18 protein-coding genes are annotated in these 17060 nt (G+C 62.7%); 11 read left to right on the plus strand and 7 right to left on the minus strand.

Features of this window, described 5'->3' with window-relative positions:
- The first annotated feature begins 16 nt into the window (after window positions 1–16).
- The 7 genes from paaC to V1294_RS15165 all read left to right on the plus strand — a co-directional run bounded on the left by paaC (window position 17) and on the right by V1294_RS15165 (window position 6767).
- A complete protein-coding gene (gene paaC / locus V1294_RS15135; RefSeq protein ID WP_334498192.1) occupies window positions 17–793 on the plus strand; it encodes a 1,2-phenylacetyl-CoA epoxidase subunit PaaC in 777 nt (258 codons plus the stop codon).
- Window positions 787–1290 carry a 1,2-phenylacetyl-CoA epoxidase subunit PaaD gene (paaD, locus tag V1294_RS15140; protein WP_334498194.1) on the plus strand — a complete coding sequence of 168 codons (504 nt, stop codon included), beginning with the start codon at window positions 787–789 and terminating at the stop codon, window positions 1288–1290. Before paaC ends, paaD begins: the two co-directional genes overlap by 7 nt.
- 143 nt (window positions 1291–1433) lie before the next feature.
- Window positions 1434–2513 (plus strand): 1,2-phenylacetyl-CoA epoxidase subunit PaaE, encoded by a 1080-nt coding sequence (paaE, locus tag V1294_RS15145; protein WP_334498196.1) that lies wholly within the window; start codon window positions 1434–1436, stop codon window positions 2511–2513.
- Between the two features lie 135 nt (window positions 2514–2648).
- Window positions 2649–3107: a hydroxyphenylacetyl-CoA thioesterase PaaI gene (gene paaI, locus V1294_RS15150; protein ID WP_334498198.1), complete on the plus strand. Its 459-nt coding sequence runs from the start codon at window positions 2649–2651 to the stop codon at window positions 3105–3107.
- Between the two features lie 16 nt (window positions 3108–3123).
- Complete coding sequence (paaK, locus tag V1294_RS15155; protein WP_334498200.1) at window positions 3124–4455, plus strand: phenylacetate--CoA ligase PaaK; 1332 nt, start codon at window positions 3124–3126, stop codon at window positions 4453–4455.
- Window positions 4456–4488: 33 nt separating this feature from the next.
- Complete coding sequence (locus tag V1294_RS15160; protein WP_334498202.1) at window positions 4489–5514, plus strand: quinone oxidoreductase family protein; 1026 nt, start codon at window positions 4489–4491, stop codon at window positions 5512–5514.
- A 188-nt stretch (window positions 5515–5702) separates the two neighbouring features.
- On the plus strand, window positions 5703–6767 hold the full coding sequence (locus V1294_RS15165; protein WP_334498204.1) for a YeeE/YedE family protein: 1065 nt from the start codon (window positions 5703–5705) through the stop codon (window positions 6765–6767).
- Here the strand turns inward: V1294_RS15165 and V1294_RS15170 are convergent.
- The 4 genes from V1294_RS15170 to V1294_RS15185 all read right to left on the minus strand — a co-directional run bounded on the left by V1294_RS15170 (window position 6764) and on the right by V1294_RS15185 (window position 11590).
- A complete protein-coding gene (locus tag V1294_RS15170; protein WP_334498206.1) occupies window positions 6764–7984 on the minus strand; it encodes a bifunctional alpha/beta hydrolase/OsmC family protein in 1221 nt (406 codons plus the stop codon). The two genes, V1294_RS15165 and V1294_RS15170, sit on opposite strands and share 4 nt — an antisense overlap.
- Window positions 7985–8013: 29 nt before the next feature.
- Entirely contained in the window at window positions 8014–8679 is a 666-nt protein-coding gene (locus V1294_RS15175; protein ID WP_334504650.1) for a sulfite oxidase-like oxidoreductase, read from the minus strand.
- Between the two features lie 11 nt (window positions 8680–8690).
- Window positions 8691–10013, minus strand: a complete 1323-nt coding sequence (locus V1294_RS15180) for an MFS transporter (RefSeq protein WP_334498208.1) — start codon at window positions 10011–10013, stop codon at window positions 8691–8693.
- 155 nt (window positions 10014–10168) lie between these two features.
- Complete coding sequence (locus V1294_RS15185) at window positions 10169–11590, minus strand: amidase (RefSeq protein WP_334498210.1); 1422 nt, start codon at window positions 11588–11590, stop codon at window positions 10169–10171.
- Window positions 11591–11696: 106 nt separating this feature from the next.
- Here V1294_RS15185 and V1294_RS15190 point away from each other — a divergent pair, with 106 nt between their 5' ends.
- Complete coding sequence (locus tag V1294_RS15190; protein ID WP_334498212.1) at window positions 11697–12554, plus strand: alpha/beta hydrolase; 858 nt, start codon at window positions 11697–11699, stop codon at window positions 12552–12554.
- Between the two features lie 57 nt (window positions 12555–12611).
- Here V1294_RS15190 and V1294_RS15195 read toward each other — a convergent pair whose 3' ends face one another.
- Window positions 12612–13025 (minus strand): nuclear transport factor 2 family protein, encoded by a 414-nt coding sequence (locus V1294_RS15195; RefSeq protein ID WP_334498214.1) that lies wholly within the window; start codon window positions 13023–13025, stop codon window positions 12612–12614.
- A gap of 182 nt (window positions 13026–13207) precedes the next feature.
- Here V1294_RS15195 and V1294_RS15200 point away from each other — a divergent pair, with 182 nt between their 5' ends.
- Entirely contained in the window at window positions 13208–13417 is a 210-nt protein-coding gene (locus V1294_RS15200) for a hypothetical protein (RefSeq protein WP_334498218.1), read from the plus strand.
- 99 nt (window positions 13418–13516) lie between these two features.
- Complete coding sequence (locus V1294_RS15205) at window positions 13517–13960, plus strand: hypothetical protein (protein WP_334498220.1); 444 nt, start codon at window positions 13517–13519, stop codon at window positions 13958–13960.
- A gap of 142 nt (window positions 13961–14102) precedes the next feature.
- Here the strand turns inward: V1294_RS15205 and V1294_RS15210 are convergent, their stop codons facing one another.
- Window positions 14103–14879 (minus strand): SDR family oxidoreductase, encoded by a 777-nt coding sequence (locus V1294_RS15210; RefSeq protein WP_334498223.1) that lies wholly within the window; start codon window positions 14877–14879, stop codon window positions 14103–14105.
- 175 nt (window positions 14880–15054) lie between these two features.
- Here V1294_RS15210 and V1294_RS15215 point away from each other — a divergent pair, with 175 nt between their 5' ends.
- On the plus strand, window positions 15055–16131 hold the full coding sequence (locus tag V1294_RS15215; RefSeq protein WP_334482448.1) for a tartrate dehydrogenase: 1077 nt from the start codon (window positions 15055–15057) through the stop codon (window positions 16129–16131).
- A gap of 217 nt (window positions 16132–16348) precedes the next feature.
- On the opposite strand, the gene V1294_RS15220 is transcribed toward V1294_RS15215, so the two are convergent.
- The gene (locus tag V1294_RS15220; RefSeq protein ID WP_334482446.1) at window positions 16349–16993 is read right to left on the minus strand and encodes a suppressor of fused domain protein; all 645 of its coding nucleotides are present in this window, start codon (window positions 16991–16993) and stop codon (window positions 16349–16351) included.
- Window positions 16994–17060: the final 67 nt, after the last annotated feature.

Genomic DNA, 17060 nt, shown 5'->3' on the forward strand with positions numbered 1-17060 from the left:
CCGCAGGTGATTGAAAATGATCGTCGCCAACATCTCTGTCTCCGAGGCCCCGCTGGTGCTCTACACCTTGCGCCGCGCCGACGATGCGCTGATCCTCGGGCACCGGCTGTCGGAATGGTGCGGCCACGCGCCGATGCTGGAAGAGGACATGGCGCTCGCCAATATGGGCCTCGACCTGCTTGGCCAGGCGCGCGAGCTCTATTCCTATGCGGCCAAGGTCGAGGGCAAGGATAACGACGAGGACAAGTTCGCCTATCTCCGCGACGTCAGGCAGTACCGCAATTTGCTGTTGCTGGAACAGCCCAATGGCGATTTCGCGCGTACCATGGTGCGGCAATTCTTCTACGCCACCTTCGCCGATCTCTATTGGCGGGCAATGATGCGCTCCGGCGATCCGACGCTGGCGGCGATCGCGGCGAAGTCGGAAAAGGAAAGCGCCTATCACGTCAGGCACTGTTCGGAATGGATCGTCCGCCTCGGCGACGGCACCGAGGAAAGCCACCGCCGCGCGCAATCTGCGATCGACGAGCTCTGGGCCTTTACCGGTGAGATGTTCGCCGTCGACGACAGCGAGCGCGCGCTGATCGATGCCGGCATCGCGATCGATCCCGCGCCGTTGCGTTCGCAATGGTTGAAGACGATCACGGGCGTCGTGGGCGAGGCGACGCTTGCGTTGCCGAAGAACGACTGGATGCAGCAGGGCGGCCGCAGCGGCCGGCACAGCGAGCATCTCGGCCATCTCCTCAGCGAGCTGCAGTCGATGCAGCGGACCTTTCCGGGGGCGACATGGTAACGGCCATTCTCAACGATAGCGATCTGCGCCGTCGCGCCTGGGAAGCGGCTGCGCAGGTGGTCGATCCCGAGATTCCCGTGCTCACCATCGCCGATCTCGGCGTGCTGCGCGAGGTCGACGTCCATGACGGCCGCGTTGAGGTCGCGATCACGCCGACCTATTCCGGCTGTCCCGCCATGAACATGATCGCTCTGGAGATCGAGCTCGCGCTGGAGCGTGCCGGCATTGCGCGGCCGACCGTCCGCACGGTGCTGTCGCCGGCCTGGACCACGGACTGGATGAGCGAGGACGGCCGCAATAAGCTGCGCGAATACGGCATTGCGCCGCCGCAGGCCTCGAATTCGCGCCGTGCGCTGTTCGGCGAACAGCAGGTGACTTGTCCGCAGTGCGGCTCGCAAAATACCGAGTTGCTGTCCGAATTCGGCTCGACCTCCTGCAAGGCGCTCTGGCGCTGCAAGAGCTGCCGCGAACCGTTCGATTATTTCAAGTGCCATTGAGGCCGTGATCCATGACCGTCATTGCGAGCGAAGCGAAGCAATCCAGAAGCCACGCAAAGAAAGACTGGATTGCTTCGTCGCTTCGCTCCCTTGCGCAAACGCTTTGCGTTTGTCGCAGGCAATGACGCTGAGAGACTATTAGAATGTCCCACGCACCGCGCTTTCACCGTCTTGCCGTCAACGACCTGCGCCGCGAAGCCGCCGACGCGGTGTCGATGACGTTTGCGATCCCGAAAGAGCTGGAAAGCGACTACAGCTTTATGCCAGGGCAATACCTCACCTTGCGCACGACGATGGACGGCGAAGAAGTACGCCGCTCCTATTCGATTTGTTCCGGCCCCGATGACGGCGAATTGCGCATCGCCGTGAAGAAAGTCGACGGCGGCGCGTTCTCCAATTGGGCCGCGGAAGAGTTGAAGAGCGGCGACGAACTCGATGTGATGACGCCGACTGGCCGCTTCGGCATCGCCCATGCGCCTGGCGAGGCGCGGATCTATGTCGGCTTTGCCGCGGGAAGCGGGATCACGCCGATCCTGTCGATCGTCAAGGGCGTGCTGGCGCGCGAACCCGATAGCCGCTTCTTCCTGTTCTATGGCAACCGCACAACATCGAGCATGCTGTTCCTCGAAGAGTTGGAGGAATTGAAGGACCGCTTCATGCAGCAGCTTTCGCTCTTCCATGTCATTTCGGGCGAAGAGCAGGACATCCCGATCCTGCACGGCCGGCTCGACGGCGAAAAGGTGCGCGTGCTGCTGCGCTCGCTGGTGCCGGCTTCAAGCGTCGATCACGTCTTCATCTGCGGCCCGATGGGCATGAGCGAGGACATCGAGGCGACCTGCCGCGACATCGGCATCGCCGAGAATCGCATTCATGTGGAGCGCTTCGTCTCCGAGTTCGGCGGCAAGCCGCGTCCGAAGAAGATGATCGAAGCGTCCGCGCCGCCCAGGGCGATGGCGTCCTTGATCATCGATGGAAAACGACGCGAGGTGCCGGTCGCTGAAGGTGAGGCCATCCTCGACGCGGCGTTGCGCGCCGGCATGGATTTGCCGTTCGCCTGCAAGGGCGGCATGTGCTCGACCTGCCGCGCCAAGCTGGTCGAAGGCAACGCCCAGATGGAAGTCAATTACTCGCTGGAGCCGTGGGAACTAAAGGCAGGCTTCATCCTGACCTGCCAGGCGCGGCCGTGTTCGGATAAGGTCGTGGTGGATTACGACCACGTTTAGGAGTTCGCGGGTCGTTGACACTTCAGGTGCTTCGACCCCAAGGCTGACACACTACGCAGCGAGGCCTGTTCAAACAGGCCCGTGCGCACAGGGAGAGAACGTCGTGGAACCGTCTCGCAGAGCGGGCAACCCGCTATGAACGTCGCGCTTTCGCCCGATGAGATCGCCCGCGCCTGCGCGGATGCGATGTGGAAGGAAGACGACGCCAGCAAGGGCCTCGGCATGAAACTTGTCGAGGTGAAGCCCGGGCAGGCGACGCTGACGATGACGGTGCAGCCGCACATGGTCAACGGCCAGCGCATCGCCCATGGCGGCTTCATCTTCCTGCTGGCGGATTCCACCTTCGCCTTTGCCTGCAACTCCCGTAACGAACGCGCCGTCGCCGCGCAATGCGACATCGCCTTCATCAGGCCGGGCAAGCTCGGCGACGTGCTGGTCGCGGCCGCGCGGGAAGTTTCGCGCAACGGACGGTCCGGGATTTACGACGTTCGCGTCACCGCTGGCGATGTCGTGATCGCCGAATTCCGCGGCCATTCCTGCACCATCGCCGGAACGTGGCTGCCGGTTGCGGACAACGGAGCCACACAAAGCTAGCGAGAAGGGAAACGCCATGGCCATGGCAAGATTGAAATCCAGCGGAAGCGGTTACGGCGCTGAATTGGACGAGGCCGAGCGCGCCTCGCGCGACGAGATCATGGCGCTGCAGACCAGGCGTCTCGCCTGGTCGCTCAAGCACGCCTATGACAACGTCGCGCATTACAAGAAGGCGTTCGATGCGGCGGGCGTGCATCCATCCGATTTCAGGCAGCTCTCCGATCTCGCCAAATTCCCGTTCACGGTGAAGACCGACCTCCGCGACAATTACCCCTTTGGCATGTTCGCGGTGCCGCGCGAAAAGCTGGTCCGCGTCCATGCGTCCTCGGGCACGACAGGCAAGCCGATCGTGGTCGGCTATACGCAAGGAGACATCGACATCTGGTCGGATGTGATGGCGCGCTCGATCCGCGCCGCAGGCGGCCGTACCGGCATGCTGATGCACAACGCCTATGGCTACGGCCTGTTCACCGGCGGCCTCGGCGCGCACTACGGCGCCGAAAAGCTCGGCTGCACGGTGGTGCCGGTTTCCGGCGGCATGACCGAGCGGCAGGTGCAGCTGATCAACGACTTTAAGCCCGACATCATCACGGTGACGCCGAGCTACATGCTGGCGATCTCGGATGAGTTCAAGAAGCAGGGCCTCGACCCGCGCAAATCGTCGCTGAAGTTCGGCATCTTCGGCGCCGAACCCTGGACCAACGCAATGCGCGCCGAGATCGAGCAGACCTTTGACATGGATGCGACGGATATCTACGGCCTTTCGGAAGTGATCGGGCCGGGCGTGGCGCAGGAATGCGTGGAGACTAAGGACGGTCTGCATATCTGGGAGGATCATTTCTATCCCGAGGTGATCGATCCCGAGACCGGCGCCGTGCTGCCTGACGGCGAGAAGGGCGAGTTGGTCTTCACCTCGCTGACCAAGCAGGGCTTTCCGATCATCCGCTACCGTACCCGCGACCTGACGCGGCTGTTGCCCGGCACCGCACGGCCGGGCATGCGGCGCATGGAGAAGGTGACGGGCCGTTCCGACGACATGATCATCCTGCGCGGCGTCAACGTATTCCCGACCCAGATCGAGGAAGCGCTGCTCGCGACCGACTGGTGCGGCGGCCATTTCATCATAGAGCTGACGCGCGAGGGACGCATGGACGAGATGACCGTGCTCGCCGAAGCCCGCCCTGAAAGCTGGGACGGCAGCGGGCTGCCCGCGCATGCCGAAAAGGTCGCGGTTTTCATCAAGAATACCATCGGCATCACCGCACGCATCAAGGCTGTGGCCCCGAACACGCTGGAACGTTCGCTCGGCAAGGCGAAACGTGTTTACGACAAGCGGCCGAAAGGGTAACTCCTGCTGCTCAGAAGCCAGCAGGAATGCCTGATGTCATTTGCCGAGAAGCCCGATCTTCGATCTGCCACGGTCCAGGCGCGCTGTGTTCGCCTGCCGGCAAAGGCCGCTGATGCCGCTTCGCTCGCGCCAGTCGTCGAGACGCAGGCTTTGTCGTGCGGCGAGAATGATCTGCTGATCGAGGTCAAGGCCGCCGCTGTCAACCCATCGGACGTGAAGGCCGCAACCGGGCTGATGCCTTACGCCGTATTTCCGCGCACGCCGGGCCGCGACTATGCGGGCGTCGTGATCGACGGTCCGCAGGGGTGGATCGGGCGCGAGGTGTTCGGCTCGTCCGGCGATCTCGGTATCCGCCGCGACGGCACGCATGCCACGCATCTGGTGGTCGAGGCGGAAGCCGTGGTCGAGAAACCGAAGGGCATTTCATGGGAAGAGGCGGCCGGCATCGGCGTGCCCTTTGTTACCGCGATGGAAGGCTTGCGCCGCGCCGGCATTCCCAAGGCGGGCGAGACCGTGCTGGTGATGGGCGTCAACGGCAAGGTCGGGCAGGCGGCGACACAGATCGCGAGTTGGCACGGCGCGCGCGTGATCGGCGTCGTCCGCAGGAGCGAGCCCTATGAAGGCCACGCCAATTCTCCCGTCGATGTCGTCGATGCCTCCGCGACCGAGGTTGCGGCGCGCGTGCGCGAACTCACTGATGGCAAGGGCGCCGACATCGTGTTCAACACGATCGGCGATCCCTATTTCGAGGCCGCGCACAAATCGCTTGGCTTGCGCGGGCGGCAGATCCTGATCGCCGCGGTGGACCGCATCGTGCAGTTCAACATCCTGGAGTTCTATCGCGGCCAGCACACTTACGTGGGCATCGACACGCTCGGCCTGTCGTCGGTCGCGACCGGCGCGGTGCTGCGGGAACTCGGCCCCGGCTTCGCGGGCGGGCATCTCAAGCCGTTCCCGATCAAGCCGAACGCGATCTATCCGCTGGAACAGGCCAAGGCGGCATTTATCGCCGTGGCCGGTTCGTCGCGCAATCGCGTGATCCTGCGACCCTGGGCCTAGCGGAAATTAATCTCTCCCGCCATGGTCGGCGACAACGGTTTTATTCCCCGATTGCTAGGCCGCGCGAGAGATTAATTCTCTGCATCGGCAGGCCGTGGACGGCCCCATGCTTCCAACGTAATAGCAGCACGGAAATTGCTTCCTATTTAAGCGATGACGGCCGGGCGGCCGCGCGAGAAGACTGGGAAATGCCGGTGCTGGACAGTGCCAATATCGTCATCATCAGCGGATTGCTGATCGGTCTCGTTTATGGATCGGTCGGATTGCTGAGCGGGTTTTGCCTGCTCAGCAGTCTGCGGGGCTTTTGGGCGGAAGGCGATGGCCGGCTGGTGCGGACCTATGCGCTGGCGATCGGCGTAGCCGTCGCAGGGACGCAGTTGCTGACGGCGGCAGGCCTCGCCGATATCGGCAAATCGATCTATCTGCAGCCATCTTTCTCCGCGCCGGTGATGTTCTTCGGCGGCCTCTTGTTCGGCTACGGCATGGTGCTGTCGAACGGCTGCGGTTCACGCGCGCTGGTGCTGCTCGGGCGCGGCAATCTCCGTTCTTTCGTGGTGGTGGTCGTGCTGGCGATCTTCGCCCAGATGACGCTGAAGGGCCTGATCGCGCCGGCGCGCATCGCGATGGTCGGCGCATCGCAGACCAGTGCCACGGCAAACTCGGTGCCCGCGCTGCTTGCGGCGGCAGGCTTGAGCGCAACGGCCGCGCGGATGCTGGCGGCCTCGATCATCTCGGCGGCGTTGATCATCTTCGCCTTTGCGCATCCTGCGTTCCGGCGCTCGCCGGGCCAGATCGCCGCGGGTCTCGCGGTCGGCCTGCTGGTGGCGGCCGGCTGGTTCGCGACCGGCTATCTCGGCGCCGACGATTTCAATCCGACGCCGGTGACCTCGCTTACCTTCATCGCGCCAATCGCAGATGCGCTGCAATACGTCATGCTGTCGACCGGATCGACGCTGAATTTCGGCATCGTTACCGTGTTCGGCGTGCTTGCCGGCAGCCTCGTCACGGCGCTGCTGACCGGCCGCTTTCAGCTTGAGGGCTTTCAATCGCCGCGCCACATGCTGCGATCCGGCGGCGGCGCGGCATTGATGGGCGCGGGCGGTGTGATGGCGTTCGGTTGCTCGATCGGGCAGGGGCTGACGGGATTTTCCACGCTGGCGCTGGCGTCGCTGATTGCCTTTGCCGGTATTTTGGTCGGCTCCGCCGCAGGACTGCGCGGCGCGCTCCGCGTCCGCCCGCTGGCGGCGGCCTAGTCGGCGGCCTTCGTCACGATGCGCACCTCCGACGTCAACGTCCGATGCACCGGACACTTGTCGGCAATCTCCATCAATCGCTTGCGCTGATCGGCGTCGAGCGCGCCTTCGATCGAGATCACGCGGTCGATCTGGTCCAGCATGCCCTCGCGGGTTTCGCATTCGGCGCAATCCTCTGCGTGAACCTTGCTGTGCTTCAGCGTCACGGTGACGCGATCGAGCGGCAGCGACTTGCGGTCGGCATACATCCGCATCGTCATCGAGGTGCAGGCGCCCAGGCCCGCCAGCACGAAATCATAAGGCCCGGGTCCGCTGTCCTGGCCGCCGGCGGCAACCGGTTCATCCGCCAGCATCTGGTGTGGGCCTGTTGTCACGGTCTGCTGGAACTTGCTGTTGCGGGTCTCGCGCACCACGACGTTGCGGGGCGCCTCGCTCGCGGCGGCGGGCTGCGCGGCGGCGGGCTCGATATAGCGCTCAGCCCATGCGGCGATGACGTCGGCGACATAGGCGGCATCGCGCTTGCCGCTCAACAGATGGTCGGCGCCTGACAGCGAAACAAAGCTCTTGGGATGTTTGGCCGCGACGAAGATCTTCGTGGCATTGTCGATCCCGACGGTGTCGTCGGTCGGCGACTGCATGATCAGCAGCGCCTTGTGAAGCTTCGCGACATGTGCCATCAGGCCATGTTCGGCGATATCGTCGAGGAATTCGCGCTTGATGTGGAACGGCCGGCCGGCGAGCTGGACCTCCACCTTGCCGTGCTTGCGGATGTCCTCGATGCGATCTCCAAAGAGATGGGTGACGTGTGCGGGATCGGCGGGCGCGGCGATCGTCACGACCGCCTTCGCATCCGGAATCTTTTCTGCGGCGGCGAGGATCGCGGCGCCGCCGAGGCTGTGTCCAATCAGAATCGCAGGCGTCCCGCGCGTTTCACGCAGATGGTCGGCGGCGCGGACAAGATCGGCGACGTTGGAAGTGAAGGTCGAATTTGCAAATTCGCCCTCGCTGGAGCCGAGCCCGGTAAAGTCGAAACGCAATACCGCAATCCCTTTGGCGGCCAGCGCGGTCGCGATGCGTTTCGCGGCCAGCACGTCCTTGCCGCAGGTGAAGCAATGCGCGAACAGCGCGTAGGCCTGCACCGGACCATCCGGTGTATCCAGCGCAGCGGCAAGCTGATGGCCGCCTTCACCGGTGAATTGGAAGCGTTCAGTCGGCACGGGCGTTCTCCCTAGTCAAATGTTGCGGCTTAGTCTCCGGAATATCTCTGCTCAGCCCAGGGGTCACCGCGGTTGTGATAGCCGCGCACTTCCCAATAGCCCGGCGCATCCTCAGCCAGAAACTCGATGCTCTGCAGCCACTTCGCACTTTTCCAGAAATAGAGATGCGGCACCACCAGCCGCACCGGGCCGCCATGCTCCTGCTCGAGCGGCGCGCCCGACCAGCTATGGACGAGGATGGCGTCCCCGGCGGCGAAATCCTCCAGCGTCAGATTGGTGGTGTAGCCGTCATGCGAATGCAGCACCACGAACCGCGCCTCCTCGCGCGGCCGGCAGGCATCGAGGAGATCGCGGGTTGCCAACCCCTCCCAGTGATTGTCGTAGCGCGACCAGGTGGTGACGCAGTGAATGTCGGATATGAACTTGCTCTGCGGCTGCGCGGAAAATTGCGCGAAATCCCAGAAGATCGGATTCTCGACCGCGCCGTAAACATCGAGCCGCCAGCGCTCGCGTGAAATGTTCGGGGTCAGTCCGAGATCGAGCGTCGGCCAATCCTTCGTCAGATGCTGGCCCGGCGGCAGGCGCGCTTCTTCGGGCCGCGAAATCTTGCCGGTGAGGAATTTTCCCTCGCGCGCCCAGCGCGCCTTGCTGCGCGTCAGCTTGCTTTCCGGCGGCGGCTCGTTCTCGTCGACCATATCGGAACCGGTCACTCGTGGCGATGCATTGCGGAGGCATGCTTGGTGTCGCGCATCGTCGCATAGATGATGAGCGAGAGGAAGATCATGCCGCTGAGATAATAATAGAACCAGTCCTCATGCCCCAGCGTCTTGAAATAGAGCGCGACCGCCGGCGCCGTGCCGCCGAACAGCGATACCGTGATGGCGTAGGGCAGGCCGACGCCGAGCGCGCGGACATTGGTCGGGAATAATTCGGCCTTCACGACGGCGTTGATCGAGGTGTAGCCGGCAACGAAGATCCAGGCGGCGCAGATCAGCAGAAAGGCCGTGAACGGCGACCTGGCCTCCTTCAGCGTGGTCAGGATCGGGACCGTGGCCAGCGTGCCGGCGAGCCCGAAGAAAATCAACAGCGGCTTGCGGCCGATGCGGTCGGAGAGGCCGCCATAGATCGGCTGCAACAGGGTTGCAAAGATCAGCGAGCCGAAGATCACGAACGTGGTCTGGTCCTCGGTGAGTCCGACGGACAGCTTGACGAAGGTCTGCATGTAGGTGGTGAAGGTATAGAACGCCGCGGTACCTCCCGCGGTGAGGCCAACCACCAGCAGCAATTCGCGCGGATACTTCAACAGGCCGCGGATCGATCCCGAGGGCTTGCTGACTTTCTTGGCTTCCTCGAACGCTTCCGTTTCATGCAGATTGCGCCGCATGACGGCGGCGAAGATCGCGAGCAGGGCGCCGATCACGAAGGGGATTCGCCAGCCCCACTCCTTCAGTTCTTCCGGGGTGAGAAACACCTTCTGCAGCAGGAGCAACACCATGATCGCGGTGAGCTGGCCGCCGATCAGGGTGACATACTGAAAGCTTGAATAGAATCCGCGGTGCCTGGGGTCGGCGACTTCGGTCAGGTAGGTCGCGCTGGCGCCGTATTCGCCGCCGAGGCTCAAGCCCTCGATGATGCGCGCCAGCGCCAGGATGGCGGGAGCGGCAATCCCGATCGTGGCATAGGTCGGCGTCACCGCGATGATCAACGAACCGAAGCACATGCAGATCACCGAGAGCGTCAGCGACAATCGCCTCCCATAGCGGTCGGCGATGAAACCGAACAGCCAGCCGCCGAGCGGACGCATCAGGAAGGTTGCAGCGAACAACACTGCGGCGTCGAGCTGCTGCACCACCGGATCGCTGTTCGGAAAGAACGCCGGCGCGAAATACAGCGCGAACGCGGTGTACGCGTAGAAATCATACCATTCGACGAGATTGCCGATCGAGCCGATGAAGATCGCCTTGATCCGCCGTTTCACGTCCTTGATGTCTAAATGATCGTCGGCGGGCTTGATGGCTTGATCCGTCATGGCGATCTCCACGGGCGATTGCGATCCCTTTATTCCGGATCGGTTCGCCTCTTTGACCAGCACTGCTAACGGTCGCGGGCCGCGCCCGGTTCCCTCTGATGGACGCGAGGAGTTGGTGCCCGCGCGCGGCCGATCACGGACCGTTCAAATAATCTTTAATTCGGCGCCCGTGGATCGATCGGTGTCGCGCCACGCACGCCGAGAATATCCTCAAGCACCTTGGCCCCCGCCAGCAACTGCGCCTCACCGCGCGGTGGCGCCACCACCTGCAGCCCGACCGGCAGGCCGGAGGCGGTAAATCCGCACGGCAGCGACAGCGCAGGACAACACACCAGCGTGATCGCATAGACGATGCCGAGCCATTCGACGTAATTGTCGAACTTCTTGCCGGCGCATTCGGCGACGTAGCGGTTCTCGACCGGGAAGGGCGGTACGATCGTGGCGGGCGCGAGCAATAGATCGTATTTGTCGAAAAATTCCAGCGTGCGCGCGGTCATGGCGACGCGCTGTGCTTCGGCGCGTTCGAGCTGCTCGACCGTCAGCTTCAGGCCTTCCTCGATGTTCCAGATCACCTCGGGCTTCAGCAGGTCGCGCTTCGAGCGTAACAGCGCCGCCTTTGACAGCGCAAAATCGAACGCGCGCAACACGTGGAAACATTCATGAGCCTCGCGCAGGTCGGGATGGGCCTCCTCGACGATCGCGCCCGCTTCCGCAAAACGCTGCGCGGCCTTGCGGGTGACGGCCGCGACCTCGGGATCGACCGGCGTGATGCCGAGATCGGGCGAATAGGCGACGCGCTGCGGCTTGCTGCCGGAACGCGCGGCGGACAGAAACGACGTCGGCAGCACGGGCAGCGACAGCGGATCGGCCGGATGTTCGCCGCTCATGGCATCGAGCAGCAGCGCGAGATCCTCGACATTGCGCGCCATCGGGCCCTGGACGCCGAGATTGCGATCGACCGCCGCGGCTATCGTGCGTGCGACGCGGCCGATGCTCGGCCGCATGCCGACGATGCCGCAGAAGCTCGCCGGGCTGCGCAAGCTGCCGCCCATGTCGGAGCCGTGCGCCAGCCATGCCGTGCCGGTGGCGAGCGCCACCGCCGCACCGCCCGAGGAGCCGGCTGCGGAGCGTGACGTGTCCCAGGGATTGCGGGTCGGGCCGAACACTTCGTTGAAGGTGTTGGCGCCGGCGCCGAATTCCGGCGTGTTCGACTTGGCGTAGACCACCCCGCCATTGTTTTCGAGATGCTCGACCAGGATATCCGACTTCGCCGGGATACTATCCTTGTAGATCGGCGAACCCTGCGTGGTCAGGACGCCGGCGACACTGGTCAGGTCCTTGATCGGGATCGGAAGGCCGGCGAGCAGCCCGCGTTCGCTGGCCGGCTTCTTCATCAGCGCGGTGGCGTGCTTGCGGGCGCGGTCGAAGCACAGCGTCGGCAGCGCGTTGACTTTGTCGTCGACTTCGGCGATGCGTTTTTCGAGCACGTCGAGCAGGTCGAGTGGGGTAACTTCGCCCGATTTCAGTTTGCCGACGATGGCACACGCCGTCTCACGCACCAGCCCCTGATCCGCCACTTCGCACTCTCCGTTCGTTTCCGTTTCTTGATTGCAGGTGGTGCTGTAGAACATTTTTTGGCAAAGTGGAAACGCACCAGAGTCGTAGCCGACTGGAGATATCTGCATGACGACATCGTTTTCCGCGCTGGACTGGCGCGCGATGAGCCAGGAGGCGCGCGACCTCGGCCTTAATAATGCCGTCGCCGCGCCCGGCAGCTTGGAGATGGTCGCCGGCTGGGAGCAGCGCTCTGCCGCGATGCGCAAGCGTTTCCCCGGGCATCTCGACCTGCGCTATGGCCCGCGCGAGCGCAACCGGATCGATTTCCTGAAGGCCGCCGACAACGCGCCGACGCTGCTGTTCATTCACGGCGGCTACTGGCAGGCGCGGGCCAAGGAAGTCTTCACCGTCGTTACCGAAGGTCCGATGGCGCATGGCATCAATGTCGCGCTGATCGGCTATACGCTGGCGCCGGAGGCTGCGCTGGACGAAATCGTCGCCGAAATCCACGCAGGCATAGATTTCCTCACCGGGCAATTGCCTGCGCTGGGTGCCGCGGCCGGAGGCATCGTGGTTTCCGGCTGGTCCGCCGGCGGGCATCTTACCTCGATGGTGCTGTCGCATCCGAAGGTGAGGGCAGGCATGGCCATATCAGGCATCTACGACCTCGAGCCGATCCGCCACAGCTACCTCAACGAAAAGCTGAGGGCCGATGAGGCAACCTCTCACCGCAACTCGCCGATGATGCACGAAGGTGGTCCGCCAAAACCGCTGTCGCTGGTGGTCGGCAGCGCCGAGCTGCCGCTATTGCGCAAGCAGACCGCAGACTTCGCCGGCCACCGTGCGAGATACGGCTTGCCGGTGACGTATGAGGAAATTCCGGGTGCGAACCATTTCACCATCATGCACGAAATGATGTCGCCGAGGGGACGGATCACGACGCTGATCCGGCAATTGTTCGAGCGAACGACCGGCCAGAATTAGCCGCACTGACGCCTGTCCGACCCTCATGGCAAGGAATTGCATACTGACAAGGATGGATCAGACAGGACGCTTCACCGTCCAACGCTCCTGGGCAGTGGCATCCGTCCATGCGGTGCCTGGTGGGAGTAGCGTAATCCAGGTCTCGGCGAGCTTGCCGCCCTCGATCCGGTAGCTTTGCATCCCCGCCCGGCTGGGGCGCTCGCCAGTTGTGGGATCAGGCCACACGAACGAGAAGCGAAACCACGCACGGTCATCTGTGAATGAGTGATCGTACACGACGACGCGGGTGCCCGGTCGCTCCTTGTGGATAGCTGCGAGTTCCGCCGCGTAGGCCTCCCGCGTCACCGTCCGGTCGCCCTTTTCGTCATGCCGGATGTAGTGCGATCCGACGCAACTCGGGATCAGATCGTATTGGCCTTCATGCCAAACTCGCTCCCATCGGTCGAACAGGTCGCGTACAGCCTCAGACATGGACTAAACTCTTTGGCGCGGAACTGCCGCAGTTCATTGATGGGCCAAGTGTATTTGGCTATGCTCGAGGAAATTCAATAGCAAACACTGATCCTCAAGGGCGGATGGCCCAGGCCATTTGTGCAGTGGCACCGGCCGCATGTGCAGCCGCGTTGCTGAACGTTTGATCGCGGAGTCTCAAAATGGATGCTGCAACCGCCCAAAAACTTATAGCGTTAGCGATTTCCATAGACAAAACGATTGGGGCTATATTGGATGAGGTCGAAAATATCAGCGACGATCAAGAACGGACGTGCTACAAGCGCGCAATCGAGGATATAATGGGCTTTATTGCGCGGGACCTAATTTTTCCTATTGTTGATCAGCACCCACAGCTAGATCCTGATAAATGAATTACGGGGACGGAACATTAAATCATGTAATTCGTAATTTTGATCTTTTCTCTTTGGGGGTCCGGACTCAATTAAGCTACAGTCGCACGATCGCTTCCCGTGACCGCGGCCTGGCAGACAGGGTCGGCAACCGCTTCTTATTGCCCTGTACTTAAAGCAAGAATTCAGGCCGCTTATTCCTTGCTCTTGCTTTCGTCTTTGCCAACCCCTCCATCAACTTGTCGCAGCGAGTTTCTTTTCGTCCGCCACCCCTATCTCAACGAGAAGCTGCGGGCGGATGAGGCAACCTCGCGCTGCAATTCACCGATGATGCAGGAAGACGGTCCGTTAAAACCGCTGTCGCTGGTGGTCGGCAGCGCCGAGCTGCCGCTGTTGCGCAAGCAGACCGCCGATTTCGCCGGCCACCGCGCCCGATTAGGCTTGCCGGTAACGTATGAGGAAATTTCCGACGAAAACCATTTCACCATCCTGTACGAGATGATGTCGCCGAAGGGACGGATCACGACGCTGATCCGGCAGTTGTTCGAGCGGACGACGGGTTAGGCGTCGCCATTGCGTCTGCCCGACCCTCATGGTGAGGAGGCGCGATAGCGCCGTCTCGAACCATGAGAGCCTGTAGCCCATCCTTCGAGACGCATCGCTTCGCGATGCTCCTCAGGATGAGGCTTGTGGGGCTGCAAGCAGCCTATCCCCACCCCGACGTATGTCCGCCGTCCACGGTAAAGATCACGCCCGACGTATACCCTGACCGGTCGGAAGCGAGAAACGCCATGAGGTCGCCGATCTCGCGCGCATGCGCAGGGCGGCCGAGCGGCATGCCTTTCTGGAATTCCTTGTAGCGGTTCTCGTCGCCGAACTGGTTCTTGGCCCGGGTCTTCAGGAGCGTGACGTGGCGGTCGGTGCCGACAGGGCCGGGATTGATGCCGACCACACGGATATTGTCGGCGAGGCTCTTGCCGCCGAGCGCGCGGGTGAAGGCCATCAGGGCCGCGTTGCCGGCGCTGCCGCAGATGTAGTTGGCGTCGAACTTTTCGCCGGCAGCACCAATGTCGTTGACGATGACGCCGTGCCCACGCGCCTTCATCTGCGCGTAGATCGCGCGGGTGAGGTTGATATAGCCGAACACCTTCAGCTCCCAGGCATGGCGCCAGGTCGCCTCGTCGATCTTGTCGATCGAGCCGCCCGGGATATCGCCGGCATTGTTGACGAGGATGTCGATGTCGGCGGCGTCCTTGACGAGCTTGGCGATGTCGTCGGGCTTGCGCAGGTCTGCGACATGGGCGGTCGCGCCGATCTGGTGCGCCGAGCGCAGCCGCTCCGCGAGGGCCTTCAACTGCTCGCCGTTGCGGGCGGCCAGCATGACGTCGCAGCCTTCTTCGGCAAAGGCTTCGGCCGCGGCCGCGCCAATGCCCTTGGAGGCGCCGGTAATCAGGACGCGCTTGCCGCGCAGGTGCAGATCCATGGGATTTCTCGCTTCGGTGAGGGAGGCAGGAAGAGGGGGCCGCAAATTGTTAGACTTGCGGCGACATGGCGGTCAACATTGCAGTGCAGCGTTGCGCAGGCGGCAGGTTTGGTCCATTGCAAGGCAATCAAATAACCGGCATTAGCCGCCTGACAAGACAACAAGGAAACTCTCGATGAGCGCCAAAAAGCAATATCGGATCGCGGTCATTCCCGGTGACGGTATCGGCAAGGAAGTGGTCCCGGAAGGCCTGCGCGTGCTGGAGGCGGCGGCGAAAAAGCACGGTGTGTCCGTTCATTTCGATCATTTCGACTTCGCGTCCTGGGACTATTACGAAAAGCACGGCGAGATGATGCCGGAGGACTGGAAGGCGAAGATCGGCAAGCACGACGCGATTTATTTCGGCGCGGTCGGCTGGCCCGCCAAAATTCCGGATCACATTTCCCTGTGGGGCTCGCTCATAAAATTCCGGCGTGAATTCGATCAATATGTCAATCTGCGTCCGGTGCGGCTGATGCCCGGCGTGCCGTCGCCGCTCGCCAACCGCAAGCCCGGCGATATCGATTTCTGGGTGGTGCGCGAAAATACCGAGGGCGAGTATTCTTCCGTCGGCGGCCGCATGTTCCCGGACACCGACCGTGAATTCGTGACGCAGCAGACCGTGATGACGCGCGTTGGCGTCGACCGCATCTTGAAATTTGCTTTTGATCTGGCGCAGTCACGCCCGAAGAAGCATCTGACCTCGGCGACCAAGTCCAACGGTATCTCGATCACGATGCCCTATTGGGATGAGCGCGTGGAGGCGATGGCGAAGAACTATCCCAAGGTGAAGTGGGACAAGTACCACATCGACATCCTCACCGCGAACTTCGTGCTGCATCCGGATTGGTTCGACGTCGTGGTCGGCTCCAATTTGTTCGGCGACATCCTCTCGGACCTTGGCCCCGCCTGCACCGGCACTATCGGCATCGCGCCGTCGGGCAATATCAACCCGGAAGGCAATTTCCCGTCGGTGTTCGAGCCGGTGCACGGCTCGGCGCCCGACATCGCAGGCCAGGGCATCGCCAACCCGATCGGCATGATCTGGTCCGGCGCGATGATGCTGGAGCATCTCGGCGAGAAGCAGGCTGCTGCCTCGATCGTCGGTGCGATCGAACGCACGCTGGGCGAACGCACGTTGCGGACGCGGGATCTCGGCGGCAATGCCGACACGGCGGCGTGTGGCAAGGCAGTGGCGGAGATGGTGGACTGAGTTCTTCCTTCTCCCCTTGTGGGAGAAGGTGGCATAGGCGGCCGTTGGCCGCCGTACTAAAATAGGACGCCGATGCTTTGCATCGGCTATGGACGCGCAGCGGCAGCGAGACGGATGAGGGGTCTGTCTCCGCGGAGAGAACCCCTCATTCGCCTGCGCTTCGCTTCGGCACCTTCTCCCACAAGGGGAGAAGGGACAGCGATCGTCTACGTCAAAATTACACGTACGATTTCCGCGACGGATCGAAAATCGGCGGGTAATCATTCTCGTCGAGAAGATCGAGAAACGCGCCGATACCCTCGTTCTTGATCAGCCCGTACTCGCGGTCGGAGATCAGGTTCACGGTCAGTATCTCTATCGCGTCTCCCGCGATCGAAAGCTGCTCCGCGATACGCTGGTCCGGGGTAATGACCGGCGTGAGGAACAGGAATGTCTTGAAGTCCGTGTCCGGCATAGGCGGCTCCGGCATCGGCACCCTGTGTCCGAACCCGAACCAGGTGCTATCGAGGAGCGGCACCGTGGCGAGCCAGCGCAGCGTAGCGCTGACTTCCGGTGTGGCTTCGCGGACGTACCACATCAGCTCGGCGCGAACCTTCGCCTCTGCCTGATCCGGTACGGCCATGCGATGTTCGCTCATGCCATTGGTCAGAAGAACGTAGCCTTCATCCGAACCCTCTTCGCAATCCGGCACGAAATCGCGGCCAAAGGCGTGCACGTCGATGCGGCGATCGCTGGCGTCGCTGAACGTATATTCGCGTTCGCCAAGCTCCTGTTCGTAGATGGCGAGCCGTTGCAGGTGGGAACCAGTGGGGTCTGCAGGCTTGCCGCGATTGAATAACGGTTTCTTGAGCAGTGACAGCATGTGAACCTCATGGGCGGCCGCGGGCCGCGACGCTGTCTGTTGTCGCGAGGCGGCGCCGGTCGGTTCA

This window comes from Bradyrhizobium sp. AZCC 1678 (genome assembly GCF_036924765.1).
Classification (GTDB): Bacteria; Pseudomonadota; Alphaproteobacteria; order Rhizobiales; family Xanthobacteraceae; genus Bradyrhizobium; species Bradyrhizobium algeriense.